This is a genomic window from Ruegeria sp. HKCCD6119 (assembly GCF_013110585.1).
Lineage (GTDB): Bacteria > Pseudomonadota > Alphaproteobacteria > Rhodobacterales > Rhodobacteraceae > Ruegeria.
The window spans coordinates 39,449-59,930 of sequence record NZ_WVQV01000009.1 but is presented as its reverse complement, the minus strand read 5'-3'; the positions used below and the strand labels follow the sequence as shown (position 1 = coordinate 59,930).

At 56.7% G+C, this 20,482-nt stretch carries 13 protein-coding genes; 6 read left to right on the top strand and 7 right to left on the bottom strand.

Annotated elements, in window-relative coordinates:
- Window positions 1-11: 11 nt before the first annotated feature.
- Both GS611_RS16895 and GS611_RS16890 read right to left on the bottom strand, forming a co-directional pair.
- Entirely contained in the window at window positions 12-557 is a 546-nt protein-coding gene (locus GS611_RS16895; RefSeq protein ID WP_171637503.1) for a hypothetical protein, read from the bottom strand.
- Window positions 558-987: 430 nt separating this feature from the next.
- Window positions 988-1,902, bottom strand: coding sequence for a hypothetical protein (locus GS611_RS16890; RefSeq protein WP_171120040.1), 915 nt, complete (start codon window positions 1,900-1,902; stop codon window positions 988-990).
- 132 nt (window positions 1,903-2,034) lie between these two features.
- On the opposite strand from GS611_RS16890, the gene GS611_RS16885 reads away from it, so the two are divergent.
- From GS611_RS16885 to GS611_RS16860, 6 genes are all read left to right on the top strand, one after another.
- The gene (locus GS611_RS16885) at window positions 2,035-5,076 is read left to right on the top strand and encodes a hypothetical protein (RefSeq protein WP_171637501.1); all 3,042 of its coding nucleotides are present in this window, start codon (window positions 2,035-2,037) and stop codon (window positions 5,074-5,076) included.
- A complete protein-coding gene (locus GS611_RS16880; protein WP_171637499.1) occupies window positions 5,069-10,486 on the top strand; it encodes a DEAD/DEAH box helicase in 5,418 nt (1,805 codons plus the stop codon). The genes GS611_RS16885 and GS611_RS16880 overlap by 8 nt, the downstream gene beginning before the upstream one ends.
- On the top strand, window positions 10,483-12,450 hold the full coding sequence (locus GS611_RS16875; protein WP_171120037.1) for an AAA family ATPase: 1,968 nt from the start codon (window positions 10,483-10,485) through the stop codon (window positions 12,448-12,450). Before GS611_RS16880 ends, GS611_RS16875 begins: the two co-directional genes overlap by 4 nt.
- 129 nt (window positions 12,451-12,579) lie before the next feature.
- Window positions 12,580-14,001, top strand: coding sequence for a DNA cytosine methyltransferase (locus GS611_RS16870; RefSeq protein WP_171120036.1), 1,422 nt, complete (start codon window positions 12,580-12,582; stop codon window positions 13,999-14,001).
- Between the two features lie 35 nt (window positions 14,002-14,036).
- Window positions 14,037-15,194 carry an MvaI/BcnI family restriction endonuclease gene (locus tag GS611_RS16865; RefSeq protein ID WP_171120035.1) on the top strand — a complete coding sequence of 386 codons (1,158 nt, stop codon included), beginning with the start codon at window positions 14,037-14,039 and terminating at the stop codon, window positions 15,192-15,194.
- Complete coding sequence (locus GS611_RS16860; protein ID WP_253285096.1) at window positions 15,187-15,858, top strand: endonuclease III domain-containing protein; 672 nt, start codon at window positions 15,187-15,189, stop codon at window positions 15,856-15,858. Before GS611_RS16865 ends, GS611_RS16860 begins: the two co-directional genes overlap by 8 nt.
- A gap of 130 nt (window positions 15,859-15,988) precedes the next feature.
- On the opposite strand, the gene GS611_RS16855 is transcribed toward GS611_RS16860, so the two are convergent.
- The 5 genes from GS611_RS16855 to GS611_RS16835 all read right to left on the bottom strand — a co-directional run bounded on the left by GS611_RS16855 (window position 15,989) and on the right by GS611_RS16835 (window position 20,452).
- The gene (locus GS611_RS16855; protein ID WP_171120033.1) at window positions 15,989-16,972 is read right to left on the bottom strand and encodes an LD-carboxypeptidase; all 984 of its coding nucleotides are present in this window, start codon (window positions 16,970-16,972) and stop codon (window positions 15,989-15,991) included.
- Complete coding sequence (locus tag GS611_RS16850) at window positions 16,947-17,579, bottom strand: histidine phosphatase family protein (protein WP_171120032.1); 633 nt, start codon at window positions 17,577-17,579, stop codon at window positions 16,947-16,949. Before GS611_RS16850 ends, GS611_RS16855 begins: the two co-directional genes overlap by 26 nt.
- On the bottom strand, window positions 17,576-18,115 hold the full coding sequence (locus tag GS611_RS16845; RefSeq protein WP_171120031.1) for a hypothetical protein: 540 nt from the start codon (window positions 18,113-18,115) through the stop codon (window positions 17,576-17,578). Before GS611_RS16845 ends, GS611_RS16850 begins: the two co-directional genes overlap by 4 nt.
- A 25-nt stretch (window positions 18,116-18,140) precedes the next feature.
- A complete protein-coding gene (locus GS611_RS16840; RefSeq protein WP_171120030.1) occupies window positions 18,141-19,016 on the bottom strand; it encodes a hypothetical protein in 876 nt (291 codons plus the stop codon).
- A gap of 326 nt (window positions 19,017-19,342) precedes the next feature.
- Entirely contained in the window at window positions 19,343-20,452 is a 1,110-nt protein-coding gene (locus GS611_RS16835; protein WP_171637497.1) for a hypothetical protein, read from the bottom strand.
- Window positions 20,453-20,482: the final 30 nt, after the last annotated feature.

Sequence of the window (20,482 nt, the reverse complement as noted above, 5' to 3'; positions counted from 1 at the left end):
TAAATTCGGCTTCAGAAACTTGACCAGAGTTTCTTGCGCGCGGGATCCGTCGCCGTCTTCGCGCAAACGGCTGCCACCGCCTTTATCTGCCGCATGCTCTCGGAGGTCCAGATGGTGGAGAGGTCCACGGTCATCCCGATCTCGATGATATCATCGACCGGCAGGTCACATATGGACGCCCCGGGCTGGGTGTAGCATTGCACGTGGCTATCGAAGGCGAACTTGCGCATGGAGCTGCAGTTGCAGCTTGGGTTGGTAGAGATGTCCAGCTTCGGAACGATCGTTTCCTGGAGACAGTTCAGGGTTTTGTCGCGCCAGGTTTTCCCGGCATCGGAGAGACTTGTCTTTGAAAGGAACCTTTCGCAGTACTTCTTGCCGTATGTGATGAAATACTCGTCCGCGTCGTTCTTGCAGGGGCAGTACTTTGCGAAACACGCCTCGTAGACGCCGCAGCTTGGCGTTGCCGTGTTTACACATTGGGCCTGCGCCGGTCGGGGACCCATGAATGAAACCAGGAAAATGAAGGCCGCGAGGACCACGAACGAAATCCTTGTCATCTAAGTACTCCTTTTCAATGGTGGGCGGCAATTTTGGGCCAACCCATTCGGCAATCCATGTTCAAAATTACTAAGTGTCGAGAACATGGTTGCACGAAACGGCGGCCTCGCTCAACCAAGACGGGAGAACGGGACTTCAACCCGGGGCCCGGAAAATTCCTGTTAGCGGGTTAATCAAACCTTAAGCTCCCGCCGCGAAGCTATCGTCATGTTGGCAAAACCCATCGAACTATCCCGCGCGCCTAGCGTGGCAAGGCGAAACGGCGAGACGCTCTACAAGTGGGGCAACCTTCTTGCAGTCATCGTGCGAGATTCCGGGGAAGTCGGTCAGTTTTCAACGTCTCTTGCGATTTCGAGGGGTGAGGTCGAGGGACTTGTCGAGGAATTCGTGCCGTCCAAATCTTAGAAACGTCAACAAGGGTCCACTGGATCACTCGTCCCCGGGTCCAATTCGTTTCGCGATTGCCCGGATGAATACCTCTCTCGGATTTGCGTGTTCGTTTCCCTTGCCTTCCAACATCTCCGCGATGTCATCAACAAGATCCCACTCATCGGAAGGCGGCAAGACCAAGGGTTGGTCCCCCCGCAAGAATTGCCCTGATGCGAGACGCTTTAGATCATCGATTTCCAAGGGCTCGAATTCCTTGGCCAAGTAAGCCAATTTTTCGGCCATCGGAATTTCGGCTGCAACATCCAAGTAGCCGCTTGGCAAACCTAGGCAACGGGCAATGTCATCCAAGTCATAACCCAAGACCTGCATTCCCTCGGTGCTAAGGGCCGTCGCCGGGCAACAATCGTATGGGAACCGCGCATGGCAATCCAGGAGCAACTTTCCGAGCTTGGCGAGATGTTCTGCGCAAGCAGACACCACGTCCTTTCCGACGAGTTCGCGGGGTACTGGTACCGAGTTCCCGGCGAAACGGTGTGTCCACCCGTGTAAGGCAGAACCACCAACTACCGAAACAGGACCCTCCTTTTGCGAGATGTTCCTGAGTTCGAGAAAAAATCCCATCGCCGCATCCGATCTCATCGTCGACTGTTGCCCCTCGTACCATTCGGGGAAACCTCGAACGCGCTTCATGCTCTTTTGCAGCACGAAGGTCACGCTACGACCCGCGCTCAAGAATGCGTTGAGATGGAATTGAAACTCCGAACCGTCCTTGGTGGAAAGCTGTGCGAGGAAATACTCGGCCTCCTGGAGCCTCAAGAGCGGGTACCTGAGGGAAGTGAATTCGTGGGGCATACCTGGTGCACCTTTCCCAAAAACTAAACGACCATCGTGTTTTGAAAGGACTACCTGCAACCAGTGGAAATTGATCGATATCATGTCGATGGCCGCGACCACCAATTACGCTCCGAGACAATCCATGTAAGTGGTTTACAATTCGAACCTCTAAACCCTAGGGTTGCAAGAAAGAATTTTTAGCTCTCGCGACCCCGAACAAGAAACGAGGCGCGCTTTTCGCAAAGATCACGAATGGAAGACCAAGAATACAATTCCGTAAATAGTGCTTTGAATGACTTTTTCTTCCGGGGGCGTTTTGAAATGCACCCGGTTTACCTCGATCTCGAGGGCGATGCCGAGGAGCAGGTCGCCGAGGCCCTGGGGGTTGATGCGAACGAGCTTTGCGATTTCATTGGCCTGACCGCCGCACGATCCCTGAGGTTTGACAAGAGGGACCCTTACGTCGACCAGGCGAGGTGGTTATTGGAATGGAGCCTTGAAGGCCGTCGAGACCCACCACCGTTCACGGCGCTACTCTGCGCGCTTTCGATCGCGGCGGAGAGAATGGGAACCGACGAGAATTTTTCACCGAACAACTACTCGGAACGATTGTTCGAACTTCTCGGGATCAAGGACGCGACATCGCAGCAAAAGCTTCGCCAATATGCCAAGTCCACGCGCCAGTTTTGGCGTGCCTTGAACATGTGGCTTGCGGAAAACGACTTCCAGCTCGGCAGGCCGACCGCGCGCGCGGTCATCGGCCATTGGAAATACGCGAGTTTCGGCCTGTCGCAAGCGCTCGTTCGGGACGCGGACAGGAAACGCCTTTCGGGGCTGTTCGAGAAATACGACCTCGTGCCGGGCGAACCGGTGCCAGATGCAGAAATGGCGTTACTCGTGCACGATTGGATGTCTTCGCACGGGGCCACCGGCCCAACTCCTTGGCTACGCAAGCTTTGGCAATCCAGCGACCTGAGGCCACGGGTTGTTTCCGCTGCACTAGATGCGTTCGAGACCTGGGAAAGGACGGCGGGCGTAACTGGAGACGGTCCCCGCAAGGCGCGCCTGCAGTGGCAAGTCGGTTTCACCGGGTTCCCCAGGAAACGGGCAAGACTGTCCCTGGCCGTGTCCAGGGGTGGTGAGGCCGAGGCCCTGGAGGAAACCGGCGCTGGAACGGAGACAGGGGATCAACTCTTCCTAGAGGATGGATTAGAGCAGGGAACACGGTTCCTAGGGCCGGTTGGGTCTATCAACCTCGACACGCTCTTGTTGAAGTCCCGGTCTTTCACGGGTGCTTCTAGCGGCGTCAACTACGCCTACATCGCCAAGCCCATCGTGGCCCTTGCGCGGGCCCCGGACGGTCCCGTTTACCGGGAGGTATCCCGGGTCAGCCTTTTCGAGGAGCACGCGATCCTGTGCCACGAGGCCTGGCTGGACAAGGTAGAAGGACACCTATCCAGGTGCGCGAGACCAGGGCATTCGGTCCTTCGAGCCAATGACATGGCCGGCATTCCGGAGGGCTGGTGCATCTTGCGTGGTGTGGAGATCGTCCGGGCGGTCGACAATGCCCATGACAATTTCCACGCGTTAAGTCCCATTGCCAGCGCCGCGGCAATTGCCTGCGTGGATGGCTTGAAGCTTGGACATGGGACCTGGCACGTTGCCGCCCCGCCCCACGTGGAAGCAACATCGGAAAGACCTGGATCGACGATCGAGGTCATTCGTGAACAGTTCGGTAAGAAAGACGAGGTGATCGCGAAGGAAGGCGCCGTTGGGGACTTCATGGAAGCAAGCCTGGACGCTTCCTGCGTTGAAGCTGGAACAAACCTTCGGGCGGTCGTCAAGCACAAGTCGACGGAGCTTGCGGAGACGTCCTTTTCCCTTCGGTCCGCTGATATTCCACGACCACTCGGGAGCAAGCGGCTTTACCACGTGCATCTTGGCAACGGGTTTGCATTGGATCCCGCGATCGAACTCGAAAGGGCACCGGTAAACCTCGAGGGCTGTGTTCTGAAGGGCGCGTTGGATAATGTTCCCGTTGGGGCAATCCATCACGGGGTAGGGACCGCTGGTGACGTTCCCGAGGGCACATTGGAAGAGGCAAGCGACCTGGAATGGTGCCACTCGAACGACGCGGCCGTGGTGGCCAGCGAAAGCTGCGTCATCCGGGGATACCACTACTGGGTCTACGAGGCTTTCGAGAAAGGGGACGACCGCTACGACGCCAAGATGGCAGAGTGCAAGGATTGCCAGGTAAAGGCGCTTTCGCGTACCCGCGAGGTTGCGAAGGGAAATGCCAAGAAAATGGTGCAGCACCAGGTTTTCGCCCCGGCGCGCCGCTTGGCGAAACGCGGGGAAGACACCTTGCAAGTCTCCGAAACGGATCACGAGGGAGTTTCGGCGGACACGGTACTCGATGGGCTTTGCTACCTGGGTCACGGCTCTTGGCCTGCATTCCAACGCCTCGCGACGGCCGTATCGCCGGAACCGTGGTATGCCCATTCCCTCGCAAGCGATCTTTATTCCCTTGGGCATGTCGAGATGCGTGGACGCCTAAACGCAACAGGTGGCGATTGGTCAGTGGCGCCACCCGCCCTGGTCATCGGCATGGATGGCAATGGCTACCTTGCCGGGTTCCAGTCGGACAGTCTCGTTGAAGCTGTTAATTCTACCTTGTCATCCGCGGGGGCGGTCCATGCACCTTGCATGGAGCCGAACCAGGTGACGGTGCACCGTTGGACGGGTCTTGGAGGGATGGACCTTGAGGCCTTGCTGGAGACCGTGGAAGACGCCCATGGGCGCAAGGTCGCGGTCGCACGCAACCTTGCCGCGTCGATCACCCGGGGACTACCGTCGTTCACGAACGTGTTCGAACAAGCAACGCCGGTTCACGTTGAGCAAGCCGATGGGCTTGCCAAGTACGACACGATGAAGGCTCGCTGGCGCAGGGTCGAACGACTGGACGGACCGGGGGCTTACAGGATCGGGCTGCACGGAACGCGTTACGTTTTCCGGGACCGGGATGGAACGACAAGGCAAGTTGGACACCAGGTCGCCAAGACATTGTCGGCGCGAGAAGAGGAGCGCTGGTTGCACGGGTACGACACGTCCACGGGTAGGTTCACGGCCGCGCTCGGGGTTGAACCCCCATGGCTATTCGCGCGGGCGCTCGTCGTATCGGGCGGGTCCCTGCCGAGAAGGGACGGTGGGCGGGTTGTCTACGGGCGCGTCGACCCGCGGGTTGGAGCAGCCATCTTGGACAAGATGTATGGAAAGGACGATAGCATTGGGTAAAGCAACGCCGGGAGAGGTTCTCGACTACATCCAGGAAGCCTACCACAAGTATTACGACAGCGCGTTCTGGCTGCGTGACGAGTACCTCATGCGTGAACGGCGCAACTTGCTCGACGAACCCGGTTTGACCGCGCAGGAGATCCTGCTGGAAGCGGTGTTGGCCTACCCATCCGAGGTGCCGGTTGCCGATGCCTGCGCTGTAGCGGGCCTTTCGCCGGCGGTCGCGGAGCACCTAGGCCAGATCGTCTTCGGCGCCAACTACGATTTGCGGAAGCACCAGGCGCAGTCTCTTGAAACATCGCTGGCCTCGAACTCGGCCGCCAAGCGGAACGTTGTCGTGACCTCGGGCACGGGTTCCGGCAAGACTGAGAGCTTCCTGGTTCCCGTGATCGCGCGGCTTCTCAGGGAACGGTTAAGTGGCGTTGGCCAGGGCGGGTTGCACGAATGGTGGAACGAGAACTGGGGGAGCGCGAGCACGTGGCGGGGAAGTCGATCGAGGATCGAGAACGGTCCCCAACCGGCACTTCGCGCGCTGTTACTTTACCCGACGAATGCCCTCGTGGAAGACCAGGTCTCCCGCTTGCGACGCGCTGCGACCCGTGCGCGGGACATTCACGGGGCGCCCATGTTCTACTTTGGGCGCTACACGGGCGCGACGCCGGGCGGTACGTTTGACCCGGGTGGACACCTGGACGCCAAGGGTCGCCGCATCGTCAAGGAAGTCGCCCGCGACATCAAGCAAATCGAGGCCGAGGCAGCACGACTTGCCGATCGAGACGAAGAGATTCGCGGCCAGTTCCAAGATCCTTCCTGCGGGGAGATGCTGACCCGGTGGGACATGATCGATGCGCCACCAGATATCATGATCACCAACGTCTCGATGTTGAACGTGATGTTGATGCGCGAACACGAGGCACGCTTGTTCCAACAGACCCGTGACTGGCTGGCGGCATCGGCGGACAACCATTTCTCCCTGGTAGTCGACGAGTTGCACGGGTACCGGGGCACGGCGGGAACGGAAGTTGCACTCGTCATCCGCAACTTGTTGATGCGACTGGGGCTGGAACCGGGCTCCCCGCAGTTACGCTGCCTTGGCACGAGCGCGTCGCTTGATGGTGAAGAGGGAAAGGAATACCTCGAGCAATTCTTCGGCGTGGACCGAAACACGTTCGAGGTCTATCCCGGCGAGCCGCGTATTCCGGAAGCGACATTGCCAATCGACGCGGGCAAAATTGCTCCCCTGGCCGATGAGGCGATCGCGGGAAACGAGGACGCGCTCGACGAGATCATCGGCATTGCCTCCCCCCGGCAAGCGCTCGGGGCCGCTTGTCGCGAAGCGGGCAGACGGGAAGAAGACGACGCGGTCGTGCCCGCGAGGCTTGGCGCGATCAAGCAAGGCCTGCTCGGAGAACATGGAAGCGATACCGTCTTCCAGGCCATCCTTCACGCGGCCGCGCGAGAAGACTCCCCGTCATTCAAGGAGCCGCATCCCTCGTTTCGTTCCCACATGTTCCTGCGTCAAATCCAGGGAATGTGGGCTTGTTCGAACCCCGACTGCGACCAGGTCGAAGACGCTTACCGTGACCCGGGGCGCAAGATTGGCAAACTGTTCAAGCACCCGGCCATCAAGTGCGGCTGCGGCGGGCAAGTCCTTGAACTGCTGTATTGCTACGACTGCGGTGAAGCATATCTCGGTGGCTACGTGACGCCTCGGGCGGAGGGAGCCGAGGACGGACAAGTCTTCTTGGAATCCGGTCCGACGGATCTTTCGAGCACCGTACCCGGGTTGGTCAACGAGCGGCCGCATTCCAAGTTCCGATGGTACTGGCCGGGCAAACAGGTGGATGCCGGGGTCACCCCGACCTGGCAGCACTCTGAGCCTAGCACGAAGAAACAAAAAACTTTTGGATACGCCGCCGCCAATTACGATCCGCTCTACGGGCTCCTGGAGAAAGCCCAGCACGGAGACACGCCGACAGGTACCTTGTTTACCTGCCCGGGGGACGTGAACGCGCCCGCCCTTCCGGAGAAGTGCCCGGCCTGCGAGTCCAAGAAAAGCCAGCAAAGGATCCTCAAGGCCTTTTTCTCAGGGAGCCGGGTGAACAGCCCGATAAGAGGCCTTCGAACGGGTTTGAACGTCACGACCCAGGTAATTGCCGACCGTGCGTCCACCAAGCTTGGCACGCCCGAACGTACCGCGCAGATGATCGCGTTCACGGACAGCCGAGACGATGCCGCGGATGTTGCGGCGGGGCTGGAACTCAACCACTTCCGATCACTTTTGAGGCAACTAGTCTTCCGGGCCCTGAAACCGGGTGCCAGCTTCACCGTCGACGACGCGAGATCAACCGCCGCGAAGATCCAAAAGGGTGAAGACCTCGACAAGCGGGAAGTGGAAATAGCAACGGCGATCAAGGCGCAGGGGTCTGAGCTTCAAACCGCGTTGCTCATGCAATCGATGTCCATGTCGAACGCGGACCAAGACGCACTTGTCAAAACCTTCGAGGAAGACGTCGTCAATGCCCGGGGTATTTCTTGGAGCGCCCTTGTTTCCGGGGTCATGAACGATCTCCTGGCACTTGGCGAGAACCCCGCGGGCACCGACGCCTCCAAGCAAGAGATCGGTAACGAGCCATGGTGGCGTTACTTTGATCAAACCCGACCGGCTCCCGTGACCCGGCTTGACCCTTCCGTGGAAAACGAGGGCAGGCGGCAAATCAGGGAGACCTTGTCCTCGCTCATTGCCGCGGCCCTTTTCGATGCCGGTGGACGCGACCTGGAATCCCTTGGACTCGCCTTCGCCTGCCCGGTGGGCGACCACTCGACGAGGCTGGGAATGGCGGCCAACGATGCCAGGGACTTGCTTGCAAACGTGATCCGCTTGCTAGGCCAAGCGCGGCTTTACCAGGGCGGTGGCAGCAGCCAATCTTCAACCAACATCCCAACCGGGGTTCGGCGCTACGTCGAAAAGGTTGCACCCTCCCTTAACCGTGACGCGTCCGATCTTGGCGAGATCATCGGGGCGTTGTTGCGCGACGAGGGTATCGTGAACGACAACTGGGTCATCCAGGTCGGTCGCTACTCGAGCCTGAAACTGGAGCTTGTACCCATTCTCGACGGCTTGCACCGGTGCAACAGGTGCTCACGGGTTTCGGCCAACGTCGCGCTCAAGGCGTGTACCTCGGTGAACTGCACGACCACGGGGTTCGAGCCAATCTCGGGGCCCGAAGACGACTACTACCGCTGGCTGTCGGAAGAACCAGCGCACCGGCTCAACGTCGAGGAGTTGACGGGCCAGACGAAACCGCTTTCCGAGCAGCGGCGACGCCAACGCCTTTTCAAGAAGGCCTTCCTTGAAGACGAGATTGAACCCGTGCACGGGATCGACACCTTGAGCGTCACGACGACGATGGAGGTCGGCGTCGACATCGGTTCCTTGGAGCTGGTGATGATGGCCAACATGCCGCCGCAGAGGTTCAACTACCAGCAAAGGGTTGGCCGGGCCGGGCGCATGGGACAGAGCTTTTCCTACGCGCTCACCATTTGTCGCGGTGGCTCGCACGACGATTTCTACTACGGCAACCCGGAACGGATCACGGGCGATACCCCACCGCAGCCATACCTGGACCTTTCGAGGCCGGAGATCGTGAAACGGGTCGCGGCAGCGGAATGCCTTCGACGCGCATTTTCGGCACTGGACGAACCACCGGTTGGCGCAGCCAGCACGCATGGCGCCTTTGGCAAGGCCGCCGAATGGGAAACGGTCTACAAGGCGGATATCTCTACATGGCTCGCGGTCGACCCCGGTGTCGACGAGGTCGTGGAGGCGCTTTGTTACCTTGCACCACTCGCGGAAGATCAACCCGCCAAGATCGCGAACTATTGCCGGGCGGAGCTGGCGGATCACGTCTCCAGCGTTGTTTCCGATGGCCGTTACATCCAGGTTGAACTTAGCGAGCGCCTTGCGACGGCTGGGGTGCTTCCAATGTTTGGTTTCCCGACGCAAAGCCGGAACCTCTTCAAGTACAAGCGCGACGCACGCCTGGACGACATGGTGTTGAGTGACCGGGCACTGGACCATGCGGTTTGGGCCTTCTCACCCGGTTCCGAGATACCCAAGGACAAGCAAATCCACACGGCCTGTGGGTTCGAGTTGCTTCGGGAAATCCGTGGCCGGGTCGAAAGCGACCCCGATCCGCTTGGTCCGAGCCTCGAGTTTTCGAAGTGCAGCGATCCCGATTGCGGCCACATCATGCAAGGCGTAGAGGAGACCTGCGAGGTTTGCGGTCAGTTCGCGATGAAATTCGACCTCTACCAGCCGAAAGGTTTCATAACGACCCCGGGCCAGCCGCGCGACTACGATGGCCAGCGCCAACGTGGTCCCTCGCTTTCACCCCCGGTACTTGCCTTCAAGCCCAAGTACGCCGACGGGTTCTCCCTTGGCCCTGCCCGCGTGGCGCTTGCATCGGACGAACCGATCGCGCTGGTCAATGACAACGGTGGAGAATTCTTCAAGTTCCGCCGGAAGTACAACGCGATGATCGTGAACGACGAGCACCTCTACCGCGATCGCCAACCCTATCCCGAGCTCGACGGTGATCCGGAAGCGGAAGGTGCCATTGGAGCCGTGTTCAAGACGGACGTCATGACGATGCTTCTCGAGAACTTGCCCGGCGTGGGTTACAACGGCGTCTTGGACGTCGAGGGCCAAAAGGCCGCCGGCTCGGCCCTTACGTCTTTCGGTGAATTCCTGAAGGTCGCCGCGGCCCGGGAACTCGACGTGGACCCGGCAGAGCTTAGGGTTGGTACGCAGAAATGGCGCATGGATAGCTGCGTGACACGGCAGCTCTACGTTGCAGATGCGCTGGAAAACGGTGCCGGGTACAGCCGGCACATTTGTGATCCAGGCCGGCTTCGCGGGTTAATCGCGACCCATTACGAGGATGTTAAGAAAAACTGGCACGACCCGTCACACGCCGATTGTGATCGCTCGTGCCCGGATTGTCTTCGTAACTACAATAACCGCTTTTTGCATGCTTCGCTGGATTGGCGGTTGGCGCTGGACGTGGCCGAGCTGGTCCTGGGTGAGCCCCTGGACACGACGCGATGGCTCGGGGACGCCCGGGGCATCGGTCAAAGGTTTGCCGACTTGTGTAACCACCACGAGGGCAGCGTGCAGGTTGAGCAAGCCGATGGTCTCGTCGCGGTTACGGGCGGCAACAAGCTATCCCTCGTGCTATCGCACCCGCTGTGGCACATGCGGGAGGGGCTGGCGCAAGATATCCAGAAGAACGCGAAACTCTTGCTGGAGGCCAACCATGGCATGGGCCTAAAGGTCGAGTTCGTGGATATCCGTGACTTTGCGCACCACCCGCAGACTTACATCGTCAAGATGCTGGAGGCCCAATGATCACGATCACGGGCGCCGAGGGGTCAAGCGAGTACCAGGCCGCGATCCTGGTGAAGAATGCACTAGAGGCGTCTTGGCCGGGCGTGGCAACGACACCCAGGGAGGTTGACGACATCCGGATCGCGGTCAGCACGAAGCTCTCGGGTTACCAGGTGCAAGACATCGATGTTGTCTTGGCTGGCCGTTTATCGAAGCCGCGCATGTTTAAGCCCATGCGCGTTATCCGTGGATCCTCGGGGAACAAGTTAAACGCGCGCCCGATCATGGTCGAAAGCTTCGTGGTCGCGATCGAGGTCAAGGATCATGATGATCGTGGTGTTCGCATCATGGATGACCAGGTCGAGGTCAGGTACTCGCGTGGCGGCCCACTGCAATGGAAGAGCGCGACAGACCAAAACGTCAAGCAAATGCACGCCCTTAAGACATACCTTTCGGACATGCATGTCGATGTCTTCGCGCGCCGTTGCATGGTTTTCCCCAGTCTCGGCTCGATTTCCGCGCCAAGCGCTGTCGCGGGTGCTTTCAATGGTCACCAACTGATGAGCGCGATCGCGGCGTCCTCGCCACTCCTGGAACGCCGGGGGCAGGGGCTTCTTGCGGCAGGTGACAGGGAAACGATCGAGAAGGCCCTAGCTGCGCCGATATTCAAGAAAGCGATCCCAACGCGGCTTGACCGCGAACGCATGGATCGCTTGGCGGCGAAGAACCCCGCGATCGACGGCATCATCGATTCCCTGGGAGACGGTACGGTGTTCCTGCGTGGCTTCGCGGGAACCGGGAAGACGGTTCTGCTTCTCCAGGCGGCGTGGAAACTCTTTCGCGCGGAAGGCAAGCGGACGTTGGTCTTGACCTACAACCACGCCCTGGCCGCGGACATGCGTCGCCTGATGTCCCTAGCAAGCATCCCGTCATCGGTGGAAGCGGGTGGTATCCGCGTCGGCACCGTGATGTCATTCCTCTACACTTGGTTTTCGAAGCTTGGATTGCTCGGCGATGGTCCCTTGGATTTCTCGCGGTACCCCGAGCTTTGCACAGAGGCGCTCGATCTCGTCAAGGCGGAAGCCGTTACGCGGGAGGACATCGAGGCAATCATTTACGACGATCCCGATTTTTTCGATTTCGACCAGGTGTTCGTTGACGAGGGGCAAGATTGGCCAAGCGGGGAGACCGCCTTGTTGAAAGCCCTTTACGACCCGACCCGGCTATGTGTTGCCGATGGCGTGGACCAGCTTGTCAGGGGTGCACGTGCCAATTGGCGTGCCGGTCTGCCCCGCGACAAGCGAAGCACCTTGCCATTGGGAAAATGCCTGCGCCTCAAGCGCAACTTGTCGCTCTTCGTATCCGAGGTTGCACGGGAAACGGGAAGTGCGTGGGAGGCGGAGCCTAACCCGGCCGCCGGCGGTGGCCGGATAATCATCCTGAACGCGCCATACGCGCAGGCTGCCGGGTTACACGAGAGACTCGTTGACGACTTAAGGTCTGACGGCAATGACTGTGTCGACATGCTGGTCTGCGTTCCGCCGGACGGCGTTGTTGATGATGGCTCCCGGCGGTCGAGCCTGGTGGGCCGGGGAATGGCATCTAGGGGCCAGGAGTTCTGGGATGGCGTTGATCCGACGGCAAGGTCGGATTTTCCTCGCGCGCCAGGCCAGGTGAGGATCGTTCAATACGCTTCTTGCCGGGGCTTGGAAGGGTGGACCGTAGTTCTCGACGGGTTTGATCGATTCCTTGAAGAGATGTTTGAAGCCAAGATTTCATCTGGTCTCGATGCATCCGAGGAAGAGGGATTCGTTGACCTGAAAAAGGCAGCGCAGGGCGAAGCGTGGCGTTGGGGACTGATCGCCCTAACACGTCCAATCGATACGTTGGTGATCCAGCTCGACGACCCCGGCGGACGGTTCGGAACCCAAGTCCTTGAAGCGGCGAGAAAGTTCCCAGATTTCGTTGAAATCTTGGACGACTAGGCGAACTTGCGCGCGGCAAAGCGGGTGACGAAACGCCCGAATTGCCCCCAACATGTAGTAACTGCCTGGACAGCCCACTCCAGATATGCTAGCTATTTTCAAAAACCATGAAACTTGGCCGGACGATAGATGCTTCAGGAAACCCTTGCGAGAGACGTAAACGAAAACCCTACCCAGGCGGGAGTTCCCCGGCACGAGGCGACGCATCGCCAGTACAACATGATCGATCTCTTCGCCGGGTGTGGCGGCCTGTCTCTTGGATTCGAGAACGCGGGTTTTACGCCGGTATTCGTCAACGAGTTGAACGAGGATGCCCAGGCCACTTACCTCATGAACCGCCATCATTCGCTTGGCGGGATGAAATTCTCGGAAAACGACGCGTTGCACTGCAACGACGCGCACGAGTTGAAGGGAAAGCGGCTCGAACAGTTGGTCAGCGACCTATCCCAGGTTCCCGGTGTTGAATTGGCTTTCGATACCGCGTCAAAGAAGAGCGGGGGCGGCAGCAACCTCGATGTCTTGACCGGCGGCCCGCCTTGCCAGGGCTATTCCGGCATTGGCATCCGCCGTTCGTATTCCGTTGACAAGAAAGACCTGCCGTCGAACCAGCTTTACCAGCGGATGGCCAGCGTAATTCGCCGGATGCGGCCCCGTGTTTTTCTTTTCGAGAACGTGCGCGGCCTACTGACCTCCAAGTGGACCCGGGACGGCGGCGAGCGCATTTTCCCGGATGTCCGGGACGAGTTTCGGGCCATTCCTGGCTACGAGGTACGCTGGTCCTTGGTCTATGCCAAGGACTACGGCGTTCCCCAGAACCGGCCGCGGGTCTTGCTTGTTGGCGTGCGTCGCGACGTGTTGGAAGCCTGCGACTTTCTCGATCCCAAGGCCGACCCGGAAGACGCGGTCGCCTGCGGGTTCCTTCCGGCGGGAAGCCCGGGCGAGTTTCCCGACCTGAAAGACCTTCTCGGCGATCTCGTCGATGACACGGTGGCCGAGGTTCTGCGCAGTCGAAACTTCGAGCGCGGCACCTTTGAAACAACGGCTTACCCGCGACCCGCGCGCACCGCGATCCAGAAGTCCCTTCGCACCGCGCCTTCTTGGTACGAGGGCCGGGGCATTCGCTTGACCGAGCAGGAGTATTCAAAGCACAAGCCGGCCGTGGTCGAGAAGTTCGACCACATGATCAGGAACGCGGGCGAAATTCCCGAAGAGTGGCGCACCAAGAAGTTTTCCCAACGCCTATTGAAACCGAGCTGGGGCAACCAGGAGCCAAATATCACGGCCACGTCGCTACCAGATGATTACGTTCATTACTCGCAGCCGCGTATCTTGACCGTGAGGGAGTGGGCGCGCCTACAACTCTTCCCGGATTGGTACCGTTTCGCGGGTAAGCGAACCACGGGTGGAATTCGACGTGCGGGCAATCCGCGCGAGGGTATTTTTGACCGCGAGGTCCCCAAGTACACCCAGATCGGCAATGCCGTGCCGGTTGGCCTTGCGGAACGCGTGGGGTCTCATTTCAAAAGAATCTTGGACGAAGCTATAGGGTAATGCTCGAAAAATCGGACACGAGCGTTGGAGAGGTATTGACCCTCTTCAACGAAACCGGCTTGGACGTGGGCCTGCTTGTCCCGACGCCGACCGGCTTGAAGAAATCGATCATGGATGCCACGGCAACGTTTCGGGATTTCCTGCTCGATGCAAAGGTCCATGACTTTTCGACCCAAGCCCAGGGCCAAGAACACAAGGTCGTTGTCCCGGCGAGGATGGTTTTCGCGAAGGGGTCGAAGCCGACGAAAGTGTCCCTTTACCGGCCCACCACGAAGAAGGGCGACCCTCGTATCTGCGTTTACGGCCTCAAGGCGCACGCGGTTCCTTACAACTTGCTGGCCCTGTTTGTTTGGGATGGCTTGTTGCACGTCGTTAATTGCAGCGACCCTGAAATCCTACGATCAATAAAGGACCCGGGTTCGCCGCTTGGGGCAATCGCGCAAGCCGCACGACCGGGACTATCACCCGAGGCAGAAGAATTGCTCGACCTGCTACGTGACATCGGTGCACGCGGGTGGATTCCAACCATGCGCCCGGGCGATACGGGTATCGGGATGACGTTAGAGACCTTGTTGGGGATCGAGGCCAATTCGAGCAAGCTTCCCGATTTCAAGGGGATCGAGATCAAGGCAAAGAGGGCAGGGCGCAAGCGCAAGAACCGCGTGAACCTGTTTAGCCAGGTCCCCAACTGGAAGCTATCGCCGCTCGGGTCGAACAAGGCCTTGCTTGATGCCCATGGCTATGAGGTTGACGGCCGCAGGCAGCTCTACTGCACGATCTCTGGGAAGATGGCCAATCCAAACGGTTTCGTGTTGTCGATCGACGGCGAGAAGGACTGGCTGCGGCAAAACCACGTGGAGGCCGAGAGGGTCACGCGCATGGCGGTGTGGGAGCTTTCCAAGCTAAGAGATCGATTGACATCCAAGCATCGCCAAACGTTCTGGATTTCCGCCGAGACGAGGGGCAGGGGGGAAAGCGAGGAATTCCACTACGTGCAAGTCGAACACACGCGCGCGCCCCGGGTGCGAAATTTCGAAGCCCTTGTGGAGGCGGGCGTGATAACCTTGGACTACACGTTATACGAAAGGGGAAAGGGTGGTTCGGTTGGCGACCATGGTTACCTGTTCAAGGTGAACCCGAAGGACTTCAACGCGTTGTTCCCACCCTCTGAATACCATGGGCTCGTTGCCTGACCTTCCAACCCGGGGTGAAAAGCGGAAGATTACGAACCTTGGCCGCTTCCTGCGGGCGTGGTTCCAGGACAACAGCCGGGAGTTTCCGTGGCGCGAGCCGGGCACCGGGGACTACGAAAGGATTTGCGTCGAGGTATTGCTCCAGCGCACCAGGGCGCAAACGGTGGCCAAGATTTACGAGGATTTTTTCGCGCGTTTTCCCGATTGGGAAGAAATCGCCCAAACGGAAGAGCAGGACCTAGGCGAGTTCTTAAAGCCGCTTGGATTGTGGCGCCGCCGCGCAACAAGTCTTAAGAAACTGGCCACGTACGCGGCGGATCGAGACGGCCTCTTCCCCGGAAACGAGGCCGAACTCGAGAACGTTCCCGCGGTTGGCCAATACGTGGCCAATGCCGTTCTTCTCTTCCAGCACGGGCAACGTAAACCGCTTCTCGACGTGAACATGGCGCGTCTCATCGAAAGGTACGTTCGCCCGCGCAGGCTTGCGGACATCCGTCATGACCCATGGCTACAATCTGCTGCCCATTGGTTGGTTAGGGAAGGCAATCCAATTGAAACGAACTGGGCGGTTTTGGATTTTGCTTCATCGGTCTGTCGCCGCCCAGTACCAAGCTGCCATCAATGTAATATCCAAACTAAGTGCTCTAAACGGATCACATTATGAACCAAACTTTAGCCATTGATTACGCAAAACTCTGCTCCAAAACGGATGGTAAACCACTCTAGATCAGCTCTCAATTTAGGCGAACGTGTCGTTTTTCCCAACTTCATCGCTGCGCAAAAGGTATTTCTGTTCAGGACCTATGGGAAACGTCGCTGTTGACTGAAAACAATTTCTGGTCCGTAGAAATCACAACGTCCGCCCCAATAGGGATTGCAGGATTTTTCCTAGTACCGTGCCCCACGACATCAGTAGTTACGATAGGAATACCTAAATCAGATCCTATTCTGGCCAAGATGTCGTTTACAGTCATTGATTTCTGCACCTCTTCGGGACGCTCGGAATTGGAGGAAGGAGAGAAAACAATCCCCTTCAAACCAGAGAGGAAACCAGAATGGCGCAAACTCACAAGAATCTGCTCAATTTCGGATGGGCTTGTGTTTGTGTCTTCTACAAAGAAGATGCCCCTACGTAGTGTATCCATACGTACGTTTGCGAGTAGTAGGCCGAGGCAAAAGCACTTCAAGTTTCCCCCAAACAACTTGCCTGTCGCGCTCCCATCACAAACGGCATGGAACTCTGCTGCGGGAATTGGCGAAAAGCCAACCCAATCGAAATCTGATCTAAACTGCCGCAGGTCGCCAAAGCTCGTTTCATGTAGCTTTCCCGCCACGTTTGGCCCTAGAAACGTAACCAAGTTGGTTCGGTCCGTTAGATCGTTCAATAGTACTGTCGTGTCGCTAAACCCTAGGATTGGTTTAGCAGCTGATCGCGCTAGATCATACGGAACACGCCCAATAAGATGATTGGCTCCTTTTCCTCCCCATGCGGCCAAAAGCAACCGGATCTCCGACCTCGAAAGGAAGTTCGAGATGTCGTCAGCTCTGCAACTAATTGATTCTTCATCAAATTTAATATCTTTCAAATAGACGCTTTGACCAAGGTCAACCCGCCATCCTATTTTTCGTAAATGATCAATGTTCTTCTCAAGCGACGCAAAGCGGCGCTCATTTAGCGCGTCCGAGGGGTTGAATACGCCTATACTACCATTGTGACCCGGCAGGTTGAGGCGAACCTGAGTTGCGAAACGTTTATGCGGAATTTCTCTTTCTGGCATGCGGGTTTTCCCAAAGCTGATGCAATTCAAATCTGCTTCCTTGTCGAGAAAGCACTATAGCGCTGCCCAAACCAAACTTGATTGCGTAAGGACGTTCTGAAGGAATATCCAGAAAATGATATACTACCGACTTAAGCATACCAGCGTGGGTCACTACGAAAACTTCTCGACCACTTGTTTCATCCAACTGACCAAGTGCTTGCGAGAACCTTTCGACCATCGCTTCATCGCTTTCAACCTCACCAACTCCGTCCCAAACCAATGAAGGGTCTTCAAGCGGCAGACCACGGCTTTTTTTCCAGTCAATCAGCTGCTCTGAGGTTAGACCTTCTAGGTCTCCAAGATCCCTTTCCCGCAACAATTCGGAAGCATGCACACGGTTAGACAAGAGATCCGCCGTCTCGCGACAGCGACGCAAGTCTGAGCTTAACGCCAGCGCCGCATCAGACCCACGGGAACTCACCCAAACCCTCAACTCTTCCAGCTGCATTAGCCCCAGCTTGGAAAGGCAAGGATCGCTTGAACCGATTACTTTTGCCTGTTCATTTAGTTCAGTTGAACAATGCCTAATCAAGATCAAACGATCCAAGAATGGAGGTGTGTTCATCCGTGTAATATCCGCGGTACAGAATAATGTGGTCCAGTATCTGCAAGAGCTACACGCGCTGTAAATTTCCGGCGCAACAAGGAGCCTGGCAAATCAAGCCCTGAAACGCGAAGAACAGCCTCTTCTGAGGTATACCCCAGGGTCACATGTGGTCGAAATGAATCACCACATCCATTCAAAATCTCGCGTCCCGCCAAGGAGTCCAAACCTAGAAGCGAATCTTGAAGCTGGGACAGTGCTTCACTCTTCAAGAAGGGTACTTCGATCCACACCTCGCTGTTATCCGGTGCAGGCAAAAAGCACATTCCCGCAGCAACAACCTCAATTGTACCATTGAGCCCCTTAGAGGTCGCCTCCTTCCAGATCATATTTGCATCCCCAACGGAACCACGAAACTGAACTATGGTGGCGTGGGGCAAATAATCCTCGCCAAGTGCAAACTCTGAGGTGTACGAATTCTTACTTAACTCGCTGTAACTTATCCATTCTTTGTTCTCAGTGTCGCCAAAAGCCAAAACGAATGCCAGAGCTGACATGTATCTTCTCTCCTTCTATTTTTTGTCATCTAATTCCAGACCTTCCACGAATGAAATCCGGCTTCAACTTCTGGCCCGGCTCGATCGGTGAACTGTCGCGATTGTACCAGCCATCGACGGGAAACTCCAATTTTGAAGTTCCAATCCAGTCGCGAATAACAGCGCGAGTACGGTGCCGAAGTTCGGCCGATCCGTCGCTCAAGCTCCTAACCTTCGTGATCAACGGCACCAAGATGTACTCGTCGAACATACCATCCAAGCTGCAACTCAGCTCAACCACTTCGTTTTCTGGATCGTCGACAGTTCGCCCCCACGAGCTATTGATGCCGGCTATCCTTTCATGTCTTGATAAAATCTTAAACGAAAGAGCATCTCTCCACGCAATTTTGAGCTCTCCAGAAACTCTGTCCTTGTACAGCACGACATTCTGCGCATGAGGCTCGGGTATTAATCCAAACTCAGAAATGAACAAAAATACGGAATCTATCAGAGGCAGTAGGACACTCTCCCAAATATGGTCCACTAGCGACTTTCCTGCTGGTGGCTCGATGAAATCGGCTACAATGGGAGAATAATCTCTGGCCATCAGTGAGAACAATGGAACGATTGCATCCGGCATCTCAACTGTACCATTTTTGGTATCGGGAAGTAGGTTGCGAAAAATACAAACAGATTGTCCAATTGGTCCTATTCCCTCAAACAAATCCGCGCTAACAAAGCCTGTTTCTTGGAACCAGGAAATCTCTGCATCGCAATCAATAAGCGTTTGCTTGATATATTCGCTTAGGCCTAGTGAATCCTTTGCCTTTCTCAACGTCAGCGGGGAACTAAACCTTCCCAAGACCATTGGGTAACTTAATTTGACAAAATAGGGTTCTGGAGAGTTAAGCGAAACGAACATCGTTCGGGGTGCCGCAGACGCAACACATCTCAAATCCCCGTCGCTTTGCCGATACTGGTCGAGATAGTCTGGCTTCAAGAACCTAGAACAATCCGGGTGAATTGGTATTCCAAACGTATCCAAAGAGGCTCCATCCGGATGCGCGCCGGAGAAATTGAACCCACTGTCTTCGCCTGGAGAAATGCAAACCACTCCAAACGATCTCTTGCTGTACCTCGGGTGCGTTGGTGGTGAGACACTTCTTACATGGCTTACCTTGTTTGGAGAACCATCATTGATCAATCTCTCAAGATTCGACCAATTTCCGATAGTCATACAAACCACGTCTAGCTCCTCAACCTTGCGCTGGAGTGAGTTACGAAACCAATCGCAGACGCATCCGCCGACTTTGAATAAGCGTACATTGAGGTGTCCCCAAAGTAGTCCCCTTGAGTGGAGAGGCAGTTACGCACCGTTTGTCGCAAAAAATCGACAATCTCATTGAACCTTGCGTCAGGACACCTCGAGTGACGTGCTATTTCTCTCGCCATCGGCACCAGAAAGTACTCACAGAGTTTAAAATCAAACGAAAAGCTTCGTCGTTTTTCTAGATCGGCATCGTCAGCACTCAAATATTTGTATGTGAGAAAATTATCGCTTTTGGCAAAGGATTGATCGACATAAACATCTTGCATATCACGAATACATGGAACAACGCGCCGCCCATCATTAGAGAAAGCGAAAACAACGTTTTGCGCGTTTAGTTCAGGCATCAATCCATATCGTAGTGCCAGATTGAAGTACAACTCGATTAAAGAGATCAGAATTTTCTTAACCGCAATCTCCTCAGTCCATGCGAAGTGAGTTTGCAGGGCTGAAAACACCGAGTGTTTTCCGTAAACTGGTTTTGCAAATAGCGAGAATCCGGGAACAAATTTGAACTCTGCTACCGAGAGACCGCGTGGGAACAGCGGACGAATGATGTTGCCAAATCCCTTGTGAAGCCCGGAATCAAGAAAATGGCCCGTGGCTTCTTCATAGTAGCTCCAGTCTTCGTTTCTTTCGTCGTAAGCTTCACTAAAGAGCCTCGACCTTTCTAATGAAGCCATCCACTTGTACAAATACAAATCTCGTTCGAAGCGCCCTATTTTGTTGGGGTAGTGCAGTTTCAACTGAAGTACTGGGACGCTATCACGGTAGATTACAACTGTGCGCCCTGACCCCGTTGGCGAAAACCTTAGATCCGTCTCATGAACGTCCGCATGCGCTAATTTTGACAAATCGGCCGCTACGTCGGGGTGACATGGAAGTAGTGTAGTCCCAGTTTCTATTTCTCCAGATTGAAGATCGAGTAGATCACTTCCCTTCAAAGTAACATCTCGAGAAGCAACGCCCAAAGCGGGCAGACGAAAGAGCTGCTCCTTACGAAATGGCCCGTGCGCCCATTCTCCGGACACTTTGTGTCCACTAGGCGAGCCATCATTCCA